Origin of the sequence: Streptomyces sp. NPDC016469 (assembly GCF_040632905.1) — a bacterium.
In the GTDB taxonomy this organism is placed as follows: domain Bacteria; phylum Actinomycetota; class Actinomycetes; order Streptomycetales; family Streptomycetaceae; genus Streptomyces.
In genome coordinates this window covers 1-19,613 of sequence record NZ_JBEYCQ010000047.1, presented here as the reverse complement: position 1 = coordinate 19,613, position 19,613 = coordinate 1, and the positions used below count along the sequence as shown (strand labels likewise).

Sequence of the window (19,613 nt, the reverse complement as noted above, 5' to 3'; positions counted from 1 at the left end):
CGCGCCGGCGTGCCGGGCGACAGAGAAGCGCCGCGCTGTTCATCACCCCTCGACCGGGTGATGAACAGCGCGGCGCATCGGCCTTGCGGTGCCCGGCGCGGTGCGGGCGTCTTGCTGTCGGGCTGCGCGACTCCTCAGCGAGCGTCGGTCGCCGGTGTTCCGTAGCCCTCGTGGTGATGGGTGGTCAGGCAGGTCTGGCAGTAGGGGCGCCGGCAGATGCGGCAGGGCGTCCCCGCCGGCTGTCCGCATCCGGTGCACGGGTCGGGGAGCGTGTCCACGAACGCGGCCCGAGTGCGCCAGGTTCCGTTGCAGCCGGGGGCGGTGCAGCGGACGAGAGAGTAGGCGGAGCGGGTGATGCGATAGCCGTTGAACGCTGACCGGTTGTAGTTGCGCTGCACGACGATCCACAGCGCGCGGTGATCACGGTTCCTGCATGCAGTGCCCATGGGGTTCCCTTCGAGAGCAGGGCCTGACCCGCCCCGGCCGGGGGAGTGGAGGGGCGGGTCAGGTGCAGGGGCGGGTCAGCCGGCCGCGAGTTCGCAGTGCCGGTCGGCCTTGCGGTGTACGCGTCCGGGATTGCTCCTGGTGACGTACGCGACGGTGGCCCGAGCCTTCGTGACGCCGACGACCAGGCCCCGGCGGTACATGCCACGGGCGTGGACGTACGCGGTGTCCCCCACCTTCGGGGTGGCGCCGTCATCCCAGCCCGGCATGCCCTCGACGTTCGGGCGGGCGTCGACGAGAGCGGCCAGCTGCTCCTGGACCTCCTCATCTGCGTGCTGGAGGTCGATGGTCTTGCGGACCTTCGCCGCGACGCGTTCCATATCCCCCTGCGGAGCGTCGAGGCGGGTGCCGTTGCACGTGATCACGAAGTGGGCGAATCGACGCCACTTCTGTCCTGCAGAAGCCGGGACGCGGGTGAGCGTGAATTCCACGCCGCGGTAGGTCTCCCGGTACGCCACATAGGGCTCAAGCGTGCTGGTGCGCGCGCGCTCCTCCGCGATGCGGTCGGCTGCCTCGACGGCCCCGTCGAGCGTCGAGAAGCGGGGCGCCGGTTGGCCGCCGCGGTGGCTCGGGGTCCACAGCTCGAAGGGGGTGTTCGCGAACCTGCTGCCAGCGGGCCAGTCGTAGCGTTCGACGACGCCGATGGTGTCGAGGCCCTGCTCCAGTACCCACTTGGTGTCCGGCTTGAGTTCATCCTGTGTGACCTTGACTGTTGCGCGCATGCTCAGTCCTTTCGTAGAGCCGCCGTTCCGGGCGACTGCGTGTAGCTACACAATAGACCGATGTGTAGCTACACGCAAGGGGCGGGCTGCGCTTCCGTATGCCCTGGGTGGAGAACGGCGCTCCCGCCCGGACGGCAAGCCAATGGGGCGAGGGCGGCACATTCACTTCCGGCCTCGCCCGGAGTTGACGCGCCGCCCCGGTCCGACCGGACAGTGTGCGCGACCGTGGCCGTCACGGGTGTCGCGCCACATCTGCCGGCTTGGCGCGCAATACCGGGGTGAGCTGGGCGCACGCTTGCTCATGTAGCTACACGTAGGTACAGTGGCCGCCATGACTCCCAGAAAAGACACCCACACCCCCCCGAGGCAGGTCCGCATCGGCGACGAGTGGTACGAGTTCCAGGCCGCGCTCGAGGAAATGGGCGCAGAGGCGGTAGCCAACGGATCCGAACGCGCCGAAAACCTGCGCAACTACATCGCATGGTTCCTGCGCAAGCCGGGCGCCACGGCACCGCGGCGCCCGGATGCGGACATGCTCCCTGCCATCCAGGCGCGAGGAGCCCAGATCAAGCAGGAGGCCGAAGCCAAGGCGAGGTCCAAGGCAGCCGGCGCACGCACGACGTGAACCCGCAAGCTGTGGGTCTCTAGGCCGATACAGAGGCCGGCTACAACTGCCTAAATCACCCTTCGTACGTCCCAGTCGTACTTCTCCCAGTACCCGGACAGGGACGTGGTCTCGACGTTCTTACCGGGCCGTGGGGCGTGGATCATGGTGTGGGTGCCGGTGTAGAGACCGACATGTCCCCAGTTCCCGTCGTTGTTGATGACGATGAGGTCGCCGGGCTGCATGTCAGAACGCTCAACGTGCCGACCGGTGTGGCGCATCTGCTGGGAGGTGCGGGGGAGGCTGATGCCGGCGCCCGTGTGGAAGGCGTAGAGCATGAGGCCGGAGCAGTCGTAGCCGCCCTTGGTCGGCCCAGAAATGCTGCCCCCGCCCCACACGTACGGTGTGCCGATCGCCGAGCGTGCAGCGTTGATGACTGCCCCCGGCTTACCGGTTGCCACGCCCCCGGCATCCGGGCCGACGGGGAGCGCGTCGTACTCGGTGATGTGTTCCGTGACGTCATTGACGTATGTGTTGGAGTGGTTGTAGCGGTAGATCGCCTTGCGTAGCTGGGCGGCCTTCGACAGGTTGGTGGTGCCGGTCCCGCAGAGGTAGACGGCGGTGCCGAGCGCGGCGTCGAACGCGTTGTGCGGGTCCTTGACCCTGTCGTGGTTGCCGTCCTGTCCGGTGGGTCCGTTCCAGGTGGAGGGCAGGAACTGCATCGGGCCGACCGCCCGGTCGTAGGCGGTGTCGCCGTCGAGCCGGCCGCGGTCGGTGTCCGTGAACGAGGTGCGGTTGCCGCCGATGCCCGAGCCGTTGAGCCGGACACCGAGGATGTGCGGGGTGATGTTCCCGTTGGCGGCCACGGTGCGCCCGGCGGCGTGGTTCGACTCGATCTTCCCGATTCCGGCGATCACGGACCACCGCATGCCCTTGCAGTGCGGGCGCAGGGCGGTGACCTGGGTGGCGGCACGGCTGTAGGCCGACAGCATCACCGGGTCGATCCCCGCTACCGTCTGCGGCACCCCGCCGACAGCCGGTGCGGCGGCTTCCTCCTTCTCGTGGCCGGTTGCGCCGTTGGCGACGGCGGCGACGAAGAGCACCAGCAGCCCCAGGACCGCGGCGACCGGCGCGAGGAGCACCCACCCCGCCAGGATCACCTTTCCCTTTCCGTTCATGGCGTCCCCGGCCCGGACGGGCGCTGAACAGGGCGAGGCGGGCGCGGTGCGCGCGGCGCAGGCGCTGGCTCGGCCACGCGATTCTGCCGGACGCGGTGGAGTTGCTGGTGCAGACGTGCCTGCGCCGCACTGTATGGCGGTTGAACAATCCGTGGAGGAGCGGGGCGCCGCCGCGTCGCCACCACTAGCCCCGGTCCTGATGCCTGTCGCCTGGGTGAGTGTGACGAGCCGACGGGGCGTCGGGCGCCGGGTGCCCGCCCCTGGCGGGATGCGGGCACGGTCGTCGGAGCCGGCTGCGGGTCCGGCGGTGTGACGGGCTGGTAGGCGCCGAGGGCCGGCTGGCCGCGGACGATGCGGCCGAGGGAGCGCATGTTGTGCCGGGTCTCCCGGCCGAGTTCGCGAGCCGGCTGCACCCGGGCGCTGATCTCCTGCCGCCGGTCCTGCATTTGCCGGATGGCGACGGTGGCCCGCGCGGCTGCCCGCCCCGGCAGTGCCGACACGGCGGGGCCGACTCGGCGCGCGACGCGCGGCCCGTACACCGGTAGCCCGACGGCGGCCTGCAGCCCGATCCTTCCGGCTCGGACGGCGGTGCGGGCCCCTGCCCGGACGGTGCGTTCGGCCGCGGTGGCCAGGCCGGTGGCGGCCCGGCCACCGCTGCGGGCCAGACGCGTAGTGATCCCGGCGGCCGCACGCCCGCCACCGATCCGGGCTGCTGCACCGAGCGCGGTGCTGGTGCCGCCGGTGGCCAGGGCGGTGCCGAGCGTGAGCCCGCCGAGCACCAGCCGCTTCCCCACCCCGCGCCGCTCCCTGCCCGCGGGCGCGGAGACTGCCCCGCCGAGCGGGCTGTTCCCGAGCCGCTGCCTGACCCGGGTGACCATGCTCCGGGTGGTGCGGGCGAGTTTGCGGCGGTAGAGGAACGCGGCGACGCAGATGCCGTCCAGGACGATGAACCGCACGGTCAGCCCGCCGGGCAGGTCGCTCTCGGGGGTGTTGAGGACGGTGTTGACGACGACCACGAACACGGCCAGGGAGATGACGCAGGCCAGCATCAGGGCGAGGCAGCGGGCGATGGCCGCGGCCCGGTCCCACAGCCACGCCCGCCCCGGGCCGGGCAGGATCCCGGCGGCCAGGGCTACTTTCGCGAACATCGCCTCGATGGCGATGTTGACCTGAGCGAAAAGGAACCCGCACCCCAGGACGGTGATGAACGCGCAGGTGAGGAACGCGGCCAGAAGCATGAACGCGGCGCCGCCGACCTTGTCCATCGACGCCTTCTTCACCGTGCCGGCGTCCTTGACGCAGTCCTTCTCAAAGCTGGCGACCGGCCCCGAGCCGTGGATCATGTTCATCACCTCGTCGGTGGTCACGTCCACAGCGGTGTCGACGAGCCAGTCCTTCACCGTGTCGGGCAGCGCGACCCCGAGCCCGGGGATGTTCTTGAGGAAGGACTTGCCCTTCTCCTTACGCTGGTCGACCTCTTGGTCGTAGACGGCCTGCTCGATCCGGGAGTCACGGAACTCCTTCCCGCACTTCCCGTCGAACGTCTGCCCGTAGGACAGGAGCATCGCCGGCCGCGCCACGAACGCGTCCACGAGAGCATCGGTGATAGGCCGTGCCAGCGCACTGGGCGCGGAGCGCACCTGCTCACCGACGCTGCGCCCGGATGGCTTCTTCTCCCAGCCGGCTTCGGTGGTGGGCCGGGTGCTGTCGATGGGTTCCTTGTCCAGGACCAGGGCGGCCGTCTCCACGGCCAGGTCCCGCACGCTCGCGACGACGCCGGTGTCCTTGCTGAGCAGGAGCTGCGGGGGCGAGGCGAGCGCCCCGACGGCGAGCGCGGAGATGACCAGCGCGGCCGCCATCTCGCCCCAGCCCCTGACCCGGTTCCCGAACAGCAAATGAAACGATGCCACGACCAGGGTGATCGTCATGAAGAGCAGCGGCAGGCCGAGTTGCATGACGACGCTGCCGTACAGCGACGTCGACACCTGGAGCGCGGGCCTCAGCAGGAGTCCGGCGAGGAAGAAGGACAGGCTCCAGGAGATGAGGAAGCATGCGAAGCTGACCAGCCACTTGTTGCCGAGGAACAGCATGTCGACGAGGAATCCCTCGATTGACAGGTCCCAGTCGTTCCAGTCACCGGTGTCGGCGTAGATGCGGTACGAGCTGACCGGATTCCCGTCCCGGTCGGTCACGTCGAACGCGGACAACACCCCACCCTGGGCCGCCCGGTCCTTCTTATACGCATCGACCTTCCTGTCGAACTCCTCCTGCGCTTCCCTCTCCTTGCGCCGCTCCTCCTCGGCGGCCTCCCTCTTCTCGCGCTCCTCCTTCGCGCGTGCGTCATCGAGCAGGTCGGAGAGCCCGTTGTCCGTGGCCGACGGGTCGGGCACCAGTGGGCTCGGCTTGAGCGGGTTCGGCGGCCCCGGCAGCAACGGCCCGGGGGAAGGGGACCCGGACGTACCCGGGACGGGTCCCTGGGGGCCGGGCACGAACGGGTTGTCGAGCAGCCCGCCGCGACTGGCCGACGGGGACGGCGTCGGGCTGGGGGCCGCGTGGGCGGCTACACCGGCGAGCACCAGCGAGGCCAGGCACGACAGCGCGAAAAGCACGAGCCCGGCCGCCATGCTCCTCCCCGGCCGCAACCACCGCCGCACACCCCGCAGCGCGCGTACGCGCCCGCCGGGCAACCACGGCCGCCCGCCCAGCGCCCGAGCCAGGCCCAGAACGGGAACACGTCCCTTCCGGGACCGGGTCGAGCCGCTGCGGACGCGTTCGGCGGCTGCGCCCCGGGCCCGGGGCTGGTCCTTGTTCTGTGCCGGTGCGCCGGCCCGCCGCAGGGTCATGCCGTTGTGCTCTGGAGAGGCTGGGAGTGGATGTGGGTGACGGCTTGTTCGTCGGCGGGCAGGGTGATCTGCATGGCGCCGATCCGGCCGGTGAGGTCGCGGTGCAGGCACTCCCCGGCCCGAGCGGCACGCTCCTGATCGCTCAGCTCGGGGCTGTTGGGCGAGAGCCCCGTGGTGACGAGCGCGAGGAGGTCCGGGTCGTTGGGGTCGCAGCCCAGGAACGTCAAAGCGCGGCGAGCGAGTGTCACGTCGGTGTGCCGGAAGACGAACTTGCGGGGGATCAGGCCGCGCAGGATCTGTCCGTCCTCGGAATCCCCGGAGCCGATGTCTTCGTCGTCGTGCCCGCCGAACAGGGCGCCGGCCCCGTGCTTCCGGCCGTCGCGTACGAGCTCCAGGGCCAGGGCGAGACCTTCGGGGCTGGAGGTCAGCCACCAGCACTCGTCCCACACCACGAGCGCGAACTCATCCAGGTCCGCGTACACGATCTTCCGGCACAGGGCGGCGATCAGGTACATCACGGCCCGGCCGAAGACCTTCTCGAACTCCATCTTCTCCAGCCGGCCCTCGCGCAGCTCGCTCTTCGTCGGCAGCGCGAGCGAGGCCACGGAGAAGACGAGGGTGTCGGCCGACGACCCCCTCACCACGGGCAGCGTCTCGTCGAACACCGCCCGGGCGAGGTCCTTGCGGCGCACGGCGGACAGCCGCCGGGCCGCCATCGCCGAGCACGTGTCACCGCCCGCGCCGCGGTTGGTGAGCTCCTCGACCAGGACCCGCATCGACGGATGGGGCTGGGCGAGTACGGCCTCGATCGCCTCGGACAGGGCAATGCCCTCGTCGCTCATCGGCACGAGCCCCATCAACAACGTCAGGAACGATTCGGTGAAGCGCTGGGCTTCGCGGCCGGTGAAGGTCCGCAAAGGGTCGAGGGAGATGCGGGCGTGGTCGTCGACGGTGATGCACTCGGTCTGGCCCGGGCACGCCTGGGCGTAGCGGAGCCATTCCTGACGCGGCGTACGGTCGACGATCACGACGCGGCCCCGCCGGTAGCTGCCCCGGGTGCGGTGTCCGGCGGCGAGCACCGAGTACACCGCGGCCTTCATCGCGGTCGACTTGCCCGCGCCGAGTTCCCCGATGAACGCCGCCGTCGCCGACGTGTTCTCCCTCGGGCCGCGCGTCCAGTCGGTGAGCACAGGGCGTACGCCGCCGCCGGCGAGCTGGAGCCCGAACAAGGGCCCGGTGCTGTCGCCGAGCCCGCCGCCGTTGAACGGGGCGGCCATCGCGAAGTCCCGCGCCAGCAAGTACTGGGCGTACTGGGCCATGACCTGCGGGGTGCGGGTGCCGGGCAGCATCCCGTACCAGAGGTTCTCCTGCTCCCCGCGCGGCCGGGCGAAGGTGTATTCGTTGCCGGCGAAGTGCCCGGCCAGCTCCCCCGCCCGCCGCTCCGCCTCCTCGGGGGTGCCGCCCCAGACGCACAGCGCGGCCATCGCCCGCACCTCGACCTCGGTGCTCGATGCGGTCAGCCGCTCCCTGTATTCGTCGAGCCCGCCGACGGCCTTGTCGATGCTGGCCGGCACACCGGCGGTCTCGCCCTCGTACTCGGCGTACTGGTTGGCGAGCTCGCGGGCCTGGCGCCGGGTCCTGGCCTCGGCCTCGGCCCCGGACGAGACGTGCAGGCGCACCACCCAGTCCACCGGGAACGAGAAAGCATCCAACGATGCGAGGTACTCCGAGCCGGGAAAGACGAACGCCTCCGGCATCTCGGACAGAGCGAGCATCACCTGATACGAGGGACCCCACTCCGTCGTGACCTCCAGCCACCGCCGCGCGAACGGACCCACCGGCCCTGTCTTGCGCCCGCGCCGGCGCCCGCGCCTTCCGGGCCCGCCCTTTCCGGCCCCGCGGCTCGTACGGTGACGGCCCCAGCCCACGTCCGCACCGCCGTCGTCGTTGTGCAGGTCCTCCAGAAGGTTGCCGCCCTCGGCGAGCGCGACTTGCCCGAGCGACGCCGCGCCCCGGCCCCGCCCCCGCGTCCGTGCCTGTTCCCCTTCGGGAAGCAGAGGTTCGAGCAGGCCGCGCCGGGCGCTGTGGCCGTAGATCCACAGGATCTCGGGTGTCGTCGCGGCCCGCAGCGCGATACCCGACGGCCACATCGACGCCATCCGCTCGGCCTGGGCCAGGCGCTCACCCTCCTCACGGGCGGACACCGGACGGGGCAGCAGCCCCAGCTGCAGAGCGAGTTCGGCGCGCGCGGCGGCGAACACCTCGCGCACCGCCTCTCCACGAGCCAACGGCAATGGCACGGCGAGCCAGTCGGTACGGCCGGTCAGCTCCAGCTGCTCCAGCTGTCCGCGCAGCAGCTCGGTGGACTGCCGGTATCGAGGCGAGACCGCCAGGTCGATACCGGTTGTCATCTTGGACAGGACGCTTTCCGGGTCGACGGCCGGGCACAGGCTCAGCAGCATCGACTCACCGGTGAGGGACTTGACCAGCGCCTCCAGCTGCCCCAGCCGCCGGTCCTTCGACCGCCGCGACGTATCGCCCCCACCCGACCCCGCCACCCGGTAGACGGCCCAGACTTGCCCGTGCACTGTCCACATCACGTTCCCGGCCACATGCCGGATCGGCATCCGCATCCCGGATCACACTCCTCGCCGCGCCGCGCGCGGATCGCTCACGTCTTCTCGGATTTCGCGCCGGCGGGCCGCCAGCAACGCCGCGGCTACCGGCACCGGCCGCCGCTCCGTCACGGCCGCGCCCGCACCGGCCGCCTCCCGTTCTGCTGCCTGCATGCCGTCGGCCGCCGACGAGGCGAGGACGTCGTCCTGGTCGCGGGCCGTGGAAGGGCGCTGTGCAGTACCGGGTCGGGCGGAGTTCGCCGAGCGAGGCACGGCCGGCCTTGACTGGGCCGTGTGCAGTACCGACGCGGCGGCGCTGCCGTGGTTGCGCGCCGTCGCCGGTGCCCAGGTGATGCTGCACACCCCGATCACCAGCCGCCGACCGCGCAGAGCCTTGAGCGGCCGGCCGCCGAGCCGGCCACCGGAGGGCCGGGTCAGCAGCCCGAGCGAACTCCCGGCCACCGACAGCGGGCTACGGCCGTCGACCTGCACATGCCGTACCAGCAGGGACAGCCCGTAGGGCAGTCCGAGGGCGAGCACGTAGTTGAGGAGCCCGAAGTGTGCCCACAGCGCCCGGGTCAGCAGTAGCAGGGTCAGTGCCCCGGCCAGCACGACCATCTGCGGCACGGTGTAGGGGCCGCCCCAGATCCGGCCGCGCCCGCCAGGCCACCGTCCGATCATCAATGGGTGACGGCGGGCCCGGGTGTAGGACCGCCCGACCAGCACCTCCGACGACGCACCCGCCGCCGGGTTGGCACTTACGCTCACCGCTGCTCACCCTGGCCGGTCGACTGGTCGTAGGTCTGGACGACCGCGTAGCCGGTGCCGGCGCCCTTGACTGTGCCGTTGCTGGGGGTGAGGTCGTCGCCGACGCTGTCGCGGAACATCGGCGCGTTCAGTACGACGAACCACAGCGCGGCCCCGCCCAGGGCCGCGACGAACGCGGACACCACCGATTTCGTCTTGCCCCAGGTGACGACCACGGCGGCCACCAGCATCAGCAGCATCACCGAGTTGCTCAGCAAGCTCGTGGCCTTCTGGGCGAGGTGGTCGACGTCGTCGATCGCCCCCGCCAGCACCATCGCGTTCACCGTCATCACTGCGTCTCCTTCTCATCGGTCCGTGCCGAGTCCTTGCTCAGCACGGGAGGTCCCTCCACGGACGCGATCTCCCACCGCCCATCCCGCGCGGTGATCGCGATGGCGTACGCCAGCGGCCGCTGCTGACCGGCCGTGTCCGTCGCGGCGACCTGGACCAGCAGCTCCCGTCGCGCCCCGTCGGCCGGCACGCCCTGCTGCGCGCCGGGGTCGTTCGTGCCCGTCTCCGCGACCTGTACGACCTCGACGCGTGCATAGGGCGCGGGTGAGACCGCGGACAGCGCGGTGCCGGGGGAGAGGTAGCGGTCCAGCTGTCCGCTCCCGGCCAGGTAAGCGGCGAAGAAGCCCGTCAGCGTCTGCCCGGCCGGATCAGAAGCCGGCACGGGAACGGACTGCCCGTACGCCAGCGACGGAGCCTCACCCGGCAACGGCGCTGCGACCTCCGCCGGAAGCGCGGCCGCCGCCATCGCCCCATCCGCACCGGCATGCACCGCGACCTGGAAGTACCGCAGCACCGACCCCGACCGTGCCGAACCCGGCTCCGACTCCTCCGCGCCGGGCTTCGTCTTCGCCCCAGCCTTCGGCTTGGCCGCGGTTGTGTCGGTGGCGACGACGCGGGCGGCGACGGTCACCGACCAGTACCCGCCGGAGACCTGGCGCACCTTCACCGCCGCAAGTTGCTGCGCCCGCTGCGCCCCGGGAGCGGCGGTCAGCGTCACGTCGCGGGCGGTCGGCAGGAACGGAGCCAGGGAGTCCTCGGTGCCCTCACCAGCCGCCAGGTACGCGCTCACGAACAGCTCCGCGAACCCGCCCGGCCCCGCCGACTGCCCCACCGCAGGCTGCTCCTGGCGGACCGCAACCACCGGCGCCGCCGGCGCCGGACGGGACAGCAGCGCCCACACAGCCAGCACGGGCCCGGCCACCAGCAGCCCCCACGCCGTACGACGCAGCACCGTCACGGTGTTCGCCGCGGCCCCGAGGGACCCCAGCTCCCACCCACCGGCCTCACCCGGCAGCACGTCCTGAAGTTCTACGTCCTCGGTGCGCCGCCTCACAGCTGCCCCCGCGCGGCCTTGCCGACCTGACTGGTCCGGCTCTGCTCCGGCAGGCGGCGCCAGCGGGCGAAAGCGGAGCTGGCCCGGGTGGCGTCCTCGTCGAGATACGCGCGCATCGACTCCGCCGTCTGTTGCGCGAACGGTGCGACCTCCAGCTGCACGACCAGTTCGCGCAGCCTCTGGCGTGCCCGCACCAGCACGGCGAGATCCGACTGTTCGTTCGCGTCGCTGTCTGTTGTCGTGAGCTCGGGGTCCGTCATGACCCGCCCACCCCTTTCCGGCAGTACCTCTGCCGCCACCCACCCCAAGGAGCCGCCGGCGCCCAGACGTGACCCACGAATCCGAGAAATCTGAAAAGAGGCCGTCATGCCGCCTGCGCCCACTGCTCCGCGACGGCCCGCATCTGCCGCACCGCCCGGCTGCGCCGCTTGCGCCACGCGACCGCGGACACCCCTGCGGAGTCCGCCCCGGTCCGGGTCTCGTGCGCGATCAGCCGCGCCCGGCCGGCGTCCATCCGGCCCGCGTCCACGGCCCACACCAGCAGCTCGACCAGCTCACCCCGAGCCCCGTCGACGCCTTCGCCGTCCCGCAGCAGCCCTGCCTCGGCGGCCCGCCGTCCCAGGAGGTTCGTCCAGGTGGCTTCGGCCGGATCGTCGCCCGCCGGTACACCGGCCAGTACTTCGTCGCAGTAGGGGACCGTTACGGTGTGGGGCTCGGCGCCCTCGGCCTTCAGCTCCCGGCTGGCCAGGTGGAGAGTTTCCATCTGGAGGTTCGCCGCGGCCCCGCTCGTGCGGCCAAGGGGGAATCGGCGCACGACCTGGAAGAGGCACGCGACAACGACCTGTCCGGTCTCGTCGTAGTCCCGCCCCGCCTGCAGACGGCGTGTCAGCCGCATGGCCCCGGGCAGTATCGCCTGCACCACCACCCGCGCCGCGAGCAACGCCTCGCTTCCCTCGCCGCCGGCCCGCTCAAGGAGGACCCGGAGCCACCGGTCGCTGTGTGCGCGGCCATGGGACCGGTCGAGGCGCCCGAGCGCGGCCAGTACCTCAGGCAGGCCATCCGCGGCCACGGTGTCGGTCAGCGGGATGCCGCCCGCGCGCAGCCAGCCGAGCACGGTTGCCGCGTGGCCCGGCTCGGCGCACACGACGTCCCACTCGGCGTTCAGCGACTCAAAAACCCTTGTTCCATTCACGACAGCTCCCATTCAGGTGATGCCGTGAATGCTTCTCAGGCCCCCCGACCCAATCGCTGACCCAAACCCCCGAATGCGCAGGTCAGACGGTTGCCCAAACGCTGACCTCGACGGCAGGGAAGGAGCTGAGCCGCAGGGTCAGCGCGGGGTCAGCGGACTTGGCGCGGGCGCGCCCACCGATATGCCGGGGTCCGCGCACCGGGGCACGCGAGGATGCCGGGCGTGGACTGCCGGGGTGTGGGGAAGCGTCGCTGCTCCCCCTGGCTGGTGACCTGGCGAAGGGCTCGTTGTTCGCGGGGGCCCTCGTTGCCTCATGCTGGCCTGGGGCCAGCGTCTCTCGGCGGCAACGCCAGCCTCCTCCCGGCTTCAAGAGGCGGCCAGGAGCCGTAGGACCGCTGTCTTGCCCGGGGCCGGAGCAGGGCCTCGAGAGCATGGACCCGGGTGCCACGGCTCATGCCAGCGGAAGGGGTGGAATCGGCGGGCGTTGGCTCTGTGTGGACGGGTGGCCCCGCGTACGTGCGAAGTTCCGCGAGGCCACCCTTGAGCGCAACGTCCTGTCAGGAAGCACCCGGTCCGACGGTAGGTCAGGTCGAGGCCGGCCGCGCGCCGACGTACCCGGCCGGCGCGGCCGGGTGGGTCTGGAGCCGGACTTGACGGGCTCTCGGATGCGGCTCCTGCGCTTGCCGTTCATTGGTCGTCTCGCGGGTCCAGGCATGCCGCGGTGCCCGCTCAACGCCGGTTGCTCTATTGGTTGTGCAACGGGTTGTACGACAGGTTGTCGGACAAGGCGTGCTACGGGTTGCACTACGGGTTGTCTACCCGAAAACCATGGGAGTGCGTAGCTGCAGGTCAGCCCCCATTGGGTCAGCGTTTCCTTCTGGCGACACCTCTTTCCCGAAGGGGAAGATGCCTTCTTTCTCCACCATCCCCGGGCGGACCGGAGGAGGCGGTGAACGTTGCCGGTCACAGATGTCCGCCGGAGCGGACGCGGTCCGCGGGGCTGCGCGTGTGCTGCGGCGGCCCGGCCGCGCTGGCCGGGGGCGGGGCCGGGGGTGCCGGGATCCGTCGCGGCGAGGGCTGTCTGTATCGGGTGGCGTCGCCCATCGGTAGGGAGGAGCAGGGGCGTGTGAGGCCGGCGCGCTTCGCCGCAGTCGGGCATCGCTTTCCACACCCCTTGCGTGTAGCTACACAAAGCATTGTGTAGCTACACGGACGGATGGGCCGCCCACGCGAAGGGACTGCCAGTGATCAGCGTTGACCTTCTCCTTGTCGTCGTTACCGACCTCCCGGACGACGAGGACCACGCCCCCCTGCTCGTCAACCCCGGCGCCGCTCGCATCGTCCGGGCCGACCGGGTCGCCGCCGGGGACACGGTCCTGGCCGCATTTCCCGAGTACCGGGCTCGCGGCCGGATGCTCGTGAGTGACTACTTCAACGACCAGTACCGGGCGCGCCCCGTTGTGTACGACCCGGCTTGCTGCGACTTCTGCCGCACCGCCGACGACCGGGGGCCGGTCGTGAATCTGGGTGACGCCAACCCCTGGGGCGTGTGCGACCTGTGGGAAGCCGACGCTCCGATCCTTGTCGTTCCCGCCGCCTGACAGCCTCCAGGCCGGATGCCCAGGCCGCCCGGATCCCTGGAGGGGTCCGGGCGGCCGCGCCCTGGTGAGCGACGGTGCGCCCCACTTGCGTGTAGCTACACGGTGTCCTACTGTGTAGCTACACGCCGGGGCGGACTCGGCCGCACAGGAGGAACCCATGCACACCGACTCAGTTCAGTTCATCTCTCCCGCGCTCATCCGCGCCGTCCGCCGGGCGGTCGCTCTGGACCTCCGAGACGACACGGACAGCCTTGTTTCCCTCACGATCAAGGCGCCCCGCGACCCGTACGCCACCAGCTGGCCCGTGGACGCTGAGGTGATCCTGAGGCGCATCGACGGCATCGCGGCCATTACGCACCTCATGGCCCCCGCCAGTCGTCGGGTGCCCGTCTCGCCGCGAGAGCAGGCGCTTCTCAGGTCGCTCGGGGTTCCCGTGGAGCTGCGGGATCTGCTTGCCGAACTTCCGTACACCGGTGAGGACCTGTGCATCCCCCTGGATGCGTACCAGGCGTAACTCGAGACCTCGGGACCGGCCCCGCCACTCGACCTGGCGGGGCCGGTCCACCCGAGCGCTCCCGTCTGCGCGGTGAACACTTGCGTGTAGCTACACGCGTGGTCTATTGTGTAGCTACACGCCACGGTAGAGGCCGGGCCGACAGGAAGGACCCCCTGAATGCACCCCACCGCAGACGCCGTCTTCATCACGCCGGAGCTCGTTGCCACCGCACGCACGGCGGCCGCCCTGGACCAGCGCATCGGAGGCGACACGATCACCACACTCACCATTGCCGTCGACGTGCTCGGTATGGGCTTTTCGCTCGACGATGACAGCGCCGTGTTCCTGCGCGGTTCGTCCATCGCGCTCTTCGATGAGATCTTCCGCCCCGTCTCCGCGGAACTGCCCGCGAGCGTGCGCCCCGCTTCTGAGCGCCGCTACACCGCCGCGCTGAAGCTGCGCCGCTTGGTGGCCGAGCTGCCCTTCACCGGCGGCGCGCTGCGAATCCCGCTTCACGCGTACGCGCCGTGACACCTGCCAGAGAACCGGCCCCGCCACTCGACCTGGCGGGGCCGGTCCACCCCGAACACTACTGCCGGAAAGGCGTCACAACTGATGACCCCCACCGCGACCGAGGTCCACGTGAACACCACCGCCACCCACGCCACGGCCCAGCACATCGGCGACCGCTCCCACCAGTGCGACGCCGCCGCGACCAGCAGTCAGCAAGGTGTGCGCGCCTACGCACTGCTCGACGGCATCGGATCTACCGCAACCATCCGGGAATGGACCCGCCGCACGGCCCGCAGCCTCGCGCGCACGGCCGCTGCGACCGGCGACGCCCACACCGCTCTCACCCGCGTCTACGATCGCGTCGCCGCTGAACCCGGACGCGACAACCCCTTCCAGGAGCCCCCCGCCGCGTGCGCAGTGGTCGCCGTTCCCCGCCCGGACGGCGTCCTGTCCGTCGCCTGGTGCGGTGACGTCCGTGCCTACCTCCTGACCGGTGGCCAGCTCGAACAGCTCACCGTCGACCACAACCGCCGCCAGGTGCTCATCGACCATGGAAGGGCACCGGGCCCCTATGACCGGAATTTGGTCACCTCCTATCTCGGGAGCACCGAAACCACCCCGGGGGAAGGCGAGCGCGACCTGATCGGCGTGGCGCTGCGTCCCCTTGGAGGCCGCCTGCTCCTTGCGTCGGACGGGGCGTACGAGCCCCTTGAAGATTCCGCTCGTGACCTGAGTCAGTACCTTGCAGGCGCGCCCGCCGACGCGGCCCGAGCCTTCGTCCGGGCAGCCGTCGCACATGCGCCTGTACGGGCCGACAACGCCACGGTCCTGGTTGCGGACGTGTGAGGGAAACCGCCAGCCCCTACCGGGCGCTCATGGCCCGTCAGTCCCGGCGCTGCCCGGCCACTCGACGTGGCCGGGCAGCAGCCACTGGGCGGCGCGCCCTGCGCGCAAGGGCGCCGGACGGGTGCGGCCCCCTCGGCCTTGCCCGGATGCCGGCCGCGCCCGGCAGCGTCCGGCCGGCGTGAAGTGACTGCGTAGCGGCAGCTGCGGCCGACACCTGAGAGCGGGGGACTTTCAGAACGGTTGCGTGTAGCTACACATGAGGCTATTGTGTAGCTACACGCCACGGGAACGCACCCGGGGCCAACGGAAGGAGAACCCCATGAGCCACGCTGCCGCCCGCGCCGCGCTCAACACCTACGTCGCCACCTCCCACCCCCGCGAGGGGGAAGAGGCCCGCGACGTGCAGGCCCGGGACCTGATCGTCGACCTCCTCCTGATGTTCGAGGCGGAGACTGCGGCCCGAATCCTCGTTACCGCCGAGCAGAACTACCTGGAGGAAGAGCCCACCGTCACGCCGGTCTACATCGGCGTCTGAACCACTCCCGGCGCCCCCGGCCACTCGACCTGGCCGGGGGGCGCCCCTTCCACCTCACCCCAATTCCGCAACGAAAGGCACGCCATGAGCACCGAGATCCACCCCGCTCCCGAGAAGCCGTTCAGCATCTTCGACATCGCCCACGCAGCCGTCGGAATCCTCTCCGGGGACTGGAAGGTTGAGTCAGGCGAGTGGGGTGTGACCGCCTCGATCTTCAACGACGCGCGCTCGTTCTGCCTCGCCGTCGATGAGGGGGGCGATCTCTGCCTCGACTACGACCGCCCGTCGCACGAACGCCTGCCGGACGTTCTGCCGCAGGGTGTTGTGTCCTACGGCGGCGGCCTGGTTTTCGAGGCCGCCTGCGCTGACGAAGGACTGAATGCCCTGTCGGCCAAGGTTGCTTCCGCCGTGCGCGCCGCCACCACCGGCACCCCGGCGCCTATGCGAGAGATCCCGGCACCGACCACCGCCATGGAACTGGGCCGCGCACACGCCACGCACGGCCCGTACCTCACCTACCCGATCACCAATCGTCTGGCGTGCCACTCCATCAAGCACCGCACTCCGGTCGCCGCCGAACGCATGGTTTCCTACCTCGGCTTCACACTCCCAGCGTGCCGCGACCACAAGTACGCGGCAGGCGCTGCCGCGCGGGAGCTGCACGAGCTGAGCTGAGTGCCCGGGGGGAGCACGGCCAAGCCGCGCTCCCCCGCCCGCTTGCCAGTCAACAGCCAGCCGCACCGGAGGAGCACCATCATGAGCAGCACCCCCGCCCCGGGAACCGAGTATCCGTTCAGCGTCTCCGACATCGCCTACGCCGCCGCCGCGCTCCTTGGCGACAGTTGGAGCGCCGAGTCTGGACACTGGGGTGTCACCGGGGTCGTGTCCGGCCCGTGCGCCACATCGTTCGTCTTCACGGTCGACTACGAGGGTGACCTCTGCATCCAGTACGACCGCTTCGAAGCCGACGCACTACCGGACGTCCCGCGCCTGCCCCACGGCGTCCAGGCGTGGGCAGAGGGCGTCTACCTGGAAGACGCCAGCGCCTTGGACGGCCTGGACGACCTTGCCCTACTGAGCGCCGATGCGATCAGCGCCGTCCTCGGGCAACTTGACACAGAGTCGCCCGCTTCCTGTCAGCACTACATCCACACCGGCCGATTTCTGCGCCATGGGGAAACCCCACCGGCGTAACGCGCCCACGACCACCGCCCCCGGGGCCAGCCCGTACGAGCTGCCCCGGGGAGCGGCCCTCTCACCAGATACGGGACCTTTGATGGCAACGCTGCTGATGGGCCGCTGGGACACCAGCGGCAACCTTCTGATTGAGACGTCCGTGAACGTCGCAGACGGCGACGACGCGACGATGGACAGCTACGTCGACGACCAGGACAACAGCGACGGCATGGCATGGGCAGCCAGCTTCGACATCGACGATCACTCTCGCGCCGTACAGCGCGCGTACGAAGAGTACGTCCGCGACGAAGGAACCTGCCTGATCGACAAGGTGCTCGGCTTCGAGCCGAATACCGACTGACGCCTCCCGGGGCCGGGCGGCTTCGAGCACGGTCCAGGGGCGCGACGCCACCGGCGAAGCACTCGCCACCGGCGCTTCAACGCCCCTTCCATACAGTCTCCGGCGCCCCGGCGCGGCATCACGCCGCCCCGGGGCGCCTGCCTGCACTGCGACCCTTAGCTCAGCACGTATGCACGCGCCCATCCCGTATCGGGCTCAGCAAACAGAGTTGGCCGGCACCCTCAGTCCGCCGGAGCGGGTGGCACGGGTGCCGGCCTCCCAAAAGACCATGCCGAAAAAGGCGGTCCTTCTGTCTCCGACTCTACAGCGGCCGCTGCGTTAACCAGCTGCGGGTCCCGTGCTCCCGCCCGCCGCCCGATCCGTTTGCCAAAGCGCCGGTACCCGCCTCGTGCTTCCGCCTCCCCAGGCTCTCCTACGGGGCGCAGCAGGGGATGGAGACGGTAAGCAGCAGGAGAGGGGGCGCAGCAGGGGCGCCGGTGTCTCTCAGCAGAGTTGTTCGACCCGTCATAGCTTGTTTTGGCCCGGGGCGGGGCGCGGCCGTGTCGCCGCCGGGGCGGGGGCGGTCCGCTGCGCTCCCCGCCCCCGCGCGTGCCGGGTCCGCTGCGCTACCCCGGACGACCGCTGCGCCGGTCTCACGCGATGCGGGGTCCGCTTCGCTCCCCTTCCGCATCCCGGCCTGTCCGCTTCGCTCCCACGCCGGAGCCGTCCGGCCGAGCGGGGCTGTCCGCTTCGCTCCCTGCCCCGAGCGCTTCGCGCTGCCGGACGGACCCCCTATCCGCTTCGCGGACCAGGGGGTAAGCGGCGCCCCGACCGCGCCCCGCCCCGGGCCGAAACAAGCTATGACCTGCGAAGACATGGCCGAAGATCTTGTTTTGTGTAGCTACACGAGATATATTTGTCTTGTTGGTCGGCAGTGGCAGCAGGCCAACACCCAAAGGCCGCCCGTGTTCCGAGAAAGGACACCCATGCCCGAACCGCGTTCCGACTCACGCTATGCACTCATCCTCCGCCCCAGCGGCTCGTTCGACGTCATCGACTGGCCCACCGAACTCGCTGCCGGCCTGAACCTCCTCGCCCGGGAGTTCAACACCACCGGCGTCGCCACATTCAGCATGTGGCCCGGCGTCTCGCTGTGGACGTACGTCGACGCGATGATGCACCGCGCCGCGCCGCTGAACCGGAGCGCGGTCAACATTCACTCCGCATCCGGCTACCACCCCCAGGAGTACTACGGAACTGCGGCGATCACCGGCGGCCCCCAGCGCTACACGTACACGGGTCTCACCCTCGACGGCTGCTACGAGCTGTTGAAGATCGCGGGCATCGACGTGCCGACGATGCCGAAGCCGCGCACCAAGTAACCCCCACTGACGCCGGGGCCCCGCCCGACCAGGGCCCCGGCACACCCGACGACCGACCGTCCTCTTTTCCGCACCGCCGGTTTGAGTTGAGCCGCCCAAAGGGCCCGCTCCTCACCACTTCTCGCGTGTGCCCAATCCTTTCAAGGGACTCTCATGATTCCGGTCAAGAGCACCGACAAGCAGCGCGCCTCCTACACCAAAGCCATTGTAGAAATGTGGAACTCCGCTACCCGCGACCAAGTGCGACGCGGCCGCATGTGGTACCCGACAGCAAACGAACTCGCCGCCGACATTGCCACAGGCGATACCACAAAAGGCGCCGGAGTGCTCGCCGCGCTTTCCGCAAACAAATCGTGGAGCGAGAATTGCCGACTTGCCCGGAAGGCATTCCAGGAAGGAAAGGCGAGCGGCCATGTCTCCGACGCGGTCGCTAAAGCAAACCGAATCATGTCCGGAACCGACCCCGCCGAAGTCCTTCCCATGCACATCAAAACCGGCGCCTTTTATCTCAGCATCGCTGACCCGGAAAACCCCGAAACCGTAGTGATCGACCGTCACGCCCACGATATTGCGGTCCGGGAGATCTACGGCCAGAGAGACCGAGGCTTGGGCGCAATCGGCCGCTACAACACCCTCGCCGACTGCTACCGGCGCGCCGCCTACCGCATTGGAGAACTTCCCAGCGTCGTGCAGGCCGTTACGTGGGTGGCGCACCTCGAACGCCGGTAAACGGGGCGCAGCAGGCGCCGGCACGACGGGGCGCAGCAGGCGCCGGCACGACGGGGCGCAGCGCGGGAGAACGGCGCCCCTGCCTGCTCCAGGTTCCGGGGCGGGGCGCGGCCGTGTCGCCGCCGGGGCGGGCGTAGATGTCGAGAGCGAAGGAGGACGAGGAGCCGAGGGTCAGACCGGCGACG

General features: G+C 70.4%; 21 protein-coding genes. 11 read left to right on the top strand and 10 right to left on the bottom strand.

The features are described from left to right. Positions 1–134: 134 nt before the first annotated feature. A complete protein-coding gene (locus ABZ565_RS33090; RefSeq protein ID WP_361035320.1) occupies positions 135–446 on the bottom strand; it encodes a hypothetical protein in 312 nt (103 codons plus the stop codon). A 75-nt stretch (positions 447–521) separates the two neighbouring features. Next, on the bottom strand, positions 522–1,226 hold the full coding sequence (locus ABZ565_RS33085; protein ID WP_361035317.1) for a hypothetical protein: 705 nt from the start codon (positions 1,224–1,226) through the stop codon (positions 522–524). A gap of 331 nt (positions 1,227–1,557) precedes the next feature. On the opposite strand from ABZ565_RS33085, the gene ABZ565_RS33080 reads away from it, so the two are divergent. Then, positions 1,558–1,851: a hypothetical protein gene (locus ABZ565_RS33080; RefSeq protein WP_361035314.1), complete on the top strand. Its 294-nt coding sequence runs from the start codon at positions 1,558–1,560 to the stop codon at positions 1,849–1,851. 50 nt (positions 1,852–1,901) lie between these two features. On the opposite strand, the gene ABZ565_RS33075 is transcribed toward ABZ565_RS33080, so the two are convergent. The 8 genes from ABZ565_RS33075 to ABZ565_RS33040 form a co-directional block, all read right to left on the bottom strand. Further along, positions 1,902–3,008, bottom strand: a complete 1,107-nt coding sequence (locus tag ABZ565_RS33075; protein ID WP_361035311.1) for a bifunctional lytic transglycosylase/C40 family peptidase — start codon at positions 3,006–3,008, stop codon at positions 1,902–1,904. After that, entirely contained in the window at positions 3,005–5,632 is a 2,628-nt protein-coding gene (locus ABZ565_RS33070; protein ID WP_361035308.1) for a hypothetical protein, read from the bottom strand. Before ABZ565_RS33070 ends, ABZ565_RS33075 begins: the two co-directional genes overlap by 4 nt. Positions 5,633–5,847: 215 nt before the next feature. After that, complete coding sequence (locus tag ABZ565_RS33065; RefSeq protein WP_361035305.1) at positions 5,848–8,484, bottom strand: ATP-binding protein; 2,637 nt, start codon at positions 8,482–8,484, stop codon at positions 5,848–5,850. A gap of 6 nt (positions 8,485–8,490) precedes the next feature. Beyond that, a complete protein-coding gene (locus ABZ565_RS33060) occupies positions 8,491–9,234 on the bottom strand; it encodes a hypothetical protein (protein ID WP_361035302.1) in 744 nt (247 codons plus the stop codon). Further along, complete coding sequence (locus tag ABZ565_RS33055; protein WP_361035300.1) at positions 9,231–9,563, bottom strand: hypothetical protein; 333 nt, start codon at positions 9,561–9,563, stop codon at positions 9,231–9,233. The genes ABZ565_RS33060 and ABZ565_RS33055 overlap by 4 nt, the downstream gene beginning before the upstream one ends. After that, a complete protein-coding gene (locus ABZ565_RS33050; protein WP_361035297.1) occupies positions 9,563–10,618 on the bottom strand; it encodes a conjugal transfer protein in 1,056 nt (351 codons plus the stop codon). The genes ABZ565_RS33055 and ABZ565_RS33050 overlap by 1 nt, the downstream gene beginning before the upstream one ends. Continuing rightward, a complete protein-coding gene (locus ABZ565_RS33045; RefSeq protein WP_361035294.1) occupies positions 10,615–10,878 on the bottom strand; it encodes a hypothetical protein in 264 nt (87 codons plus the stop codon). Before ABZ565_RS33045 ends, ABZ565_RS33050 begins: the two co-directional genes overlap by 4 nt. A gap of 104 nt (positions 10,879–10,982) precedes the next feature. Then, entirely contained in the window at positions 10,983–11,810 is an 828-nt protein-coding gene (locus ABZ565_RS33040) for a hypothetical protein (RefSeq protein WP_361035291.1), read from the bottom strand. Positions 11,811–13,054: 1,244 nt separating this feature from the next. Between ABZ565_RS33040 and ABZ565_RS33035 the strand changes: the two genes are divergently transcribed. From ABZ565_RS33035 to ABZ565_RS32990, 10 genes are all read left to right on the top strand, one after another. Beyond that, positions 13,055–13,411, top strand: coding sequence for a hypothetical protein (locus ABZ565_RS33035; RefSeq protein ID WP_361035288.1), 357 nt, complete (start codon positions 13,055–13,057; stop codon positions 13,409–13,411). Positions 13,412–13,568: 157 nt separating this feature from the next. Continuing rightward, complete coding sequence (locus tag ABZ565_RS33030) at positions 13,569–13,925, top strand: hypothetical protein (RefSeq protein ID WP_361035285.1); 357 nt, start codon at positions 13,569–13,571, stop codon at positions 13,923–13,925. A gap of 159 nt (positions 13,926–14,084) precedes the next feature. Next, positions 14,085–14,438: a hypothetical protein gene (locus tag ABZ565_RS33025; protein WP_361035282.1), complete on the top strand. Its 354-nt coding sequence runs from the start codon at positions 14,085–14,087 to the stop codon at positions 14,436–14,438. Positions 14,439–14,522: 84 nt separating this feature from the next. Beyond that, entirely contained in the window at positions 14,523–15,266 is a 744-nt protein-coding gene (locus ABZ565_RS33020) for a protein phosphatase 2C domain-containing protein (RefSeq protein WP_361035279.1), read from the top strand. A 319-nt stretch (positions 15,267–15,585) separates the two neighbouring features. Then, positions 15,586–15,801 carry a hypothetical protein gene (locus tag ABZ565_RS33015; protein ID WP_361035275.1) on the top strand — a complete coding sequence of 72 codons (216 nt, stop codon included), beginning with the start codon at positions 15,586–15,588 and terminating at the stop codon, positions 15,799–15,801. An 84-nt stretch (positions 15,802–15,885) separates the two neighbouring features. Beyond that, positions 15,886–16,476, top strand: a complete 591-nt coding sequence (locus tag ABZ565_RS33010; RefSeq protein WP_361035273.1) for a hypothetical protein — start codon at positions 15,886–15,888, stop codon at positions 16,474–16,476. 81 nt (positions 16,477–16,557) lie between these two features. Further along, a complete protein-coding gene (locus ABZ565_RS33005) occupies positions 16,558–16,995 on the top strand; it encodes a hypothetical protein (RefSeq protein ID WP_361035270.1) in 438 nt (145 codons plus the stop codon). Between the two features lie 82 nt (positions 16,996–17,077). After that, on the top strand, positions 17,078–17,338 hold the full coding sequence (locus ABZ565_RS33000) for a hypothetical protein (RefSeq protein ID WP_361035267.1): 261 nt from the start codon (positions 17,078–17,080) through the stop codon (positions 17,336–17,338). A gap of 965 nt (positions 17,339–18,303) precedes the next feature. Continuing rightward, positions 18,304–18,699, top strand: coding sequence for a hypothetical protein (locus ABZ565_RS32995; RefSeq protein ID WP_361035264.1), 396 nt, complete (start codon positions 18,304–18,306; stop codon positions 18,697–18,699). A gap of 153 nt (positions 18,700–18,852) precedes the next feature. Beyond that, a complete protein-coding gene (locus ABZ565_RS32990) occupies positions 18,853–19,428 on the top strand; it encodes a hypothetical protein (RefSeq protein ID WP_361035261.1) in 576 nt (191 codons plus the stop codon). Positions 19,429–19,613: the final 185 nt, after the last annotated feature.